This window comes from Arhodomonas sp. KWT (assembly GCF_010993615.1).
Window position 1 is genome coordinate 1 of the sequence record NZ_WNXE01000223.1, and the last position, 3,441, is coordinate 3,441.

The 3,441-nt window shown below is 71.3% G+C and carries 2 protein-coding genes; both read left to right on the forward strand.

Features of this window, described 5'->3' with window-relative positions:
* Positions 1-582: 582 nt before the first annotated feature.
* A complete protein-coding gene (locus tag G7A99_RS16940; protein ID WP_163142327.1) occupies positions 583-1,977 on the forward strand; it encodes an SLC13 family permease in 1,395 nt (464 codons plus the stop codon).
* 155 nt (positions 1,978-2,132) lie between these two features.
* Positions 2,133-3,095, forward strand: a complete 963-nt coding sequence (locus G7A99_RS16945; protein ID WP_163142329.1) for an MBL fold metallo-hydrolase — start codon at positions 2,133-2,135, stop codon at positions 3,093-3,095.
* Positions 3,096-3,441: the final 346 nt, after the last annotated feature.

Genomic DNA, 3,441 nt, shown 5'->3' on the forward strand with positions numbered 1-3,441 from the left:
CAGAACGGCCTGGACCTGGTGGGCGTGAGCTCCTACCTGCAGATGATCATCACCGGCGCCCTGCTGGTCTTCGCGGTCATCGTCGACCACTACTGGCACAAGGGCTGACGCCCCGGGTGCGGTAACGGTAAGGGCACCCGGGCCGGTCCCGGCCCGGGTGCCGAACGCAACACCCCTCCCCCGAGGGTCTTTCCCTGCATTTTTCACACAGCAGTGGGAGCGACGCCCGCACTGGATGCAACGGCCCCCACGGCTGTCGCACACGGCCTGACGGCCGTGCCCGACCTACCGCAGACTCGCCGGGCCTCGCGTAGGTTGTGCGCCGCAGGCGTGCAACATTCCCCCGATGCCGGTGTGATCGCGGCCCTGAACCAGCCCATGGCTGACGGCGCCACGACCGTCCCTGCTCACCGTCCGCGATCCTTTCCGGGCGAGGTGCGATGACCCCGTTGTCCGGGATGACGCCCGGCCGTTCCGGCGCGGCGGCGCAATGGCATCCCCGGCGCCGGGGTGCGATCGCGGTACCATCACGCGTTTCGGGCGCGGCAACGCCCCACGACACGTCCGAACCTGGAAGGGCTCATGACAACGTTTTCGCCGAGACCACCGACGATCGCCGCGCTCTCCACCACCGCACTGGCCGCCGGACTGGTGGTCGCAGGGCCGCTGTGGCTGCCCCGCGAGGCGGCGCTGGCGGCGGGACTGGCGCTCTTCGCCATCGGGCTGTGGGCGAGCTCGGCGGTGCCCGCCGGACTGGCGAGCCTGGCATTCTTCGCCCTGGCGATGCTGCTCGACGCCGCGCCCGCCTCCGTCGTGTTCAGCGGCTTCGAGGCCAGGGCGTTCTGGCTGGTCTTCGGCGGACTGATCCTCGGCATCGCCGTGCACCACACCGGCCTCGGGACCCGCCTGGCACGGCGGGTGGGTGAGCGCCTGCACGGCGGCTACGGGCTCATCATCGGCGGGCTGGTGGGGATCGCCGTGGCGCTGTCGTTCGTGATCCCGTCGTCCATGGCCCGGGTCATGCTGCTGGTGCCGCTCACCACCGAGATCGCGGCGCGCTTCGGATTCGCCCCGGGCACGCGCGGGCGCACCGGCATGATCCTAGCGGTGATCCTCGGCAGCAACCAGCCCGCCTTCTCGATCCTCACCGCGAACGTGCCGAACGTCGTCCTCATGGGCCTCGCCGAGCACGTCCACGGCGTGGCGTTCACCTACGGCGAGTACCTGCTGCTGCACTTCCCCGTGCTCGGGCTGGGGCGCGCTGCGCTGCTGGTGGCGGTGATCCTGCTGCTCTTCCCGGACCGGCCTCGGCCGCGCAGCGAGTCCGTCAGGGACGCCGTGGCCGAGGCACCACTGTCCCGGCCGGAACGGGCCGTCGGCGTAATCCTGGCCGCGGCGGTGGCACTCTGGGCGACGGACTGGCTGCACGGCATATCGGCGGCGTGGGTGGCCCTCACCGCGGGGCTGGTCTGCCTGATACCGGGGGCCGGGCTCACGCCGAAGGACACCCTCAACGGCCGGGTGAACTACGAGATCCTCTTCTACCTCGCCGGTGTCCTCGGCCTCGGCGGGGTGCTCGCCCACTCCGGCGCCGGACGCATCGCCGCCGAATCGCTCCTGCCGCTGCTGCCCCTGGACCCCGGCAACCCGCTGCAGAGCTTCGTCGTCCTCGCCCTGGGCTTCATCGCCATCGCCCCGTTCACCACGGCGGCGGGCCTCGTGGCGGTGATCACGCCGCTGGCGGGGGACATCGCCCACGCCTCCGGGTTGCCGCTGGAGACCGTGCTGATGACCCAGGTGGTCGGTTTCTCGACCATGCTGCTGCCCTACCAGGTCCCGCCGCTGATGGCGGGCTGCCTGCTCGCGGGCGAACCCGTTGGCAAGGCGACCCGCCTGACGCTGACGATGGCTGCGATCACGGTGGTGGTGCTGCTACCGCTGACCTACCTGTGGTGGTCGCTGCTCGGCTGGCTGTAGCGCCCCACCGTCTACACTTGCAGCGATGCCCAGCGCGGCCAAGTGGCCGCGCACGAAACACAGAATTTCGGGGGGCCGCTTTCCCGGGGCGCCCCGGGCACACTAGCCTCCGCCCCGGCACAACACGACCATTCTGGACGATCAGGAGGGCTGTCATGAGACATGGCTATCTGTTGCGGACCACGGCATTCGCCCTGGCCGCCATCATTCCGCTGGCCTTCGCCCAGGCGGCGCCCGCCGCGACACCGACACCGGACACGCGCAACCCGGGGTACTATCACGTGCAGGTGGGCGCCTTCCAGGTCACCGCCCTGTCCGATGGCACCGTCGAGCTGCCGATGGACAAGCTGCTCCACGCCCCGGAGGACGAGGTCCGCGCGGCCCTGAAGGCGCATTTCCTCAGCGCACCGACGGAGACCTCGGTGAACGGCTACCTGATCAACACCGGCGATGAGCTGGTGCTGGTCGACACCGGGGCCGGCAGCCTGTTCGGACCGACCCTCGGGAACCTGGTGGACAGCCTGGAGACGGCGGGCTACCGCCCCGCGCAGGTGGACGAGGTCTACCTGACACACATGCACCCGGACCACCTCGGCGGCCTCACCCGCGACGGCGAGCGTGTGTTCCCGAACGCGGTGGTGCGCGCGGACCGGGACGACAGCGCCTACTGGCTCGACCCGGCGAACATGGAAAAGGCCCCGGAGGGCCAGAAGGGCATGTTCAAGGGCGCCATGGCCTCGCTCAAGCCGTACCGGGAGGCGGGCACCTTCGAGCCGTTCGACGACGGCACCGAGCTGGCCCCCGGGATCCACGCCCAGCCCGCCCCCGGCCACACGCCGGGCCACACCACGTACCGCCTGGAGAGCGACGGCGCGGCCATGGTGCTGTGGGGAGACCTGATGCACGCGGCCGCCGTGCAGTTCGATCACCCGGAGGTGGCGATCGACTTCGACTCCGATCCGGAGCAGGCCATCGCGAGCCGCAAGGCGGCCTACGAGGAGGCCGCGGAGACCGGCGTGCTGGTGGCAGGCGCGCACCTGCCGTTCCCGGGCATCGGCCACATCCGCGCGGACGGGCAGGGCTACGAGTGGTTCCCCGTTAACTACTCGCCGGACTGAACGCACCCGCAGGGTGTTCCCGAGGCCCGCCGGCACGCACCGGCGGGCCGTTTTCACCATTTCCCGCCCCGCTCCGGCGATCGCCGGCACCGGCACGGAAGCCCTACACGGACCGGCGGTCCCGACGGTAGAGTGCCCGTCAGGGGCCGGGGCCGGCCATTCCGGGCCCGGACCGGCAAACGGGGGAGAGACGTGCATACGCCCATGCAGGCAACCGGATGAGCGAACTCGGCCGGACCTCGACGGGTCCGCTCACCTTCCACCGGCGGCGACGGCTGCTGGCCCGCGTGCGCGACCGCGTCGCCGCCTCGGACCCGGCGTTCTCCCGGCTGCGGCTGGCCTCCCG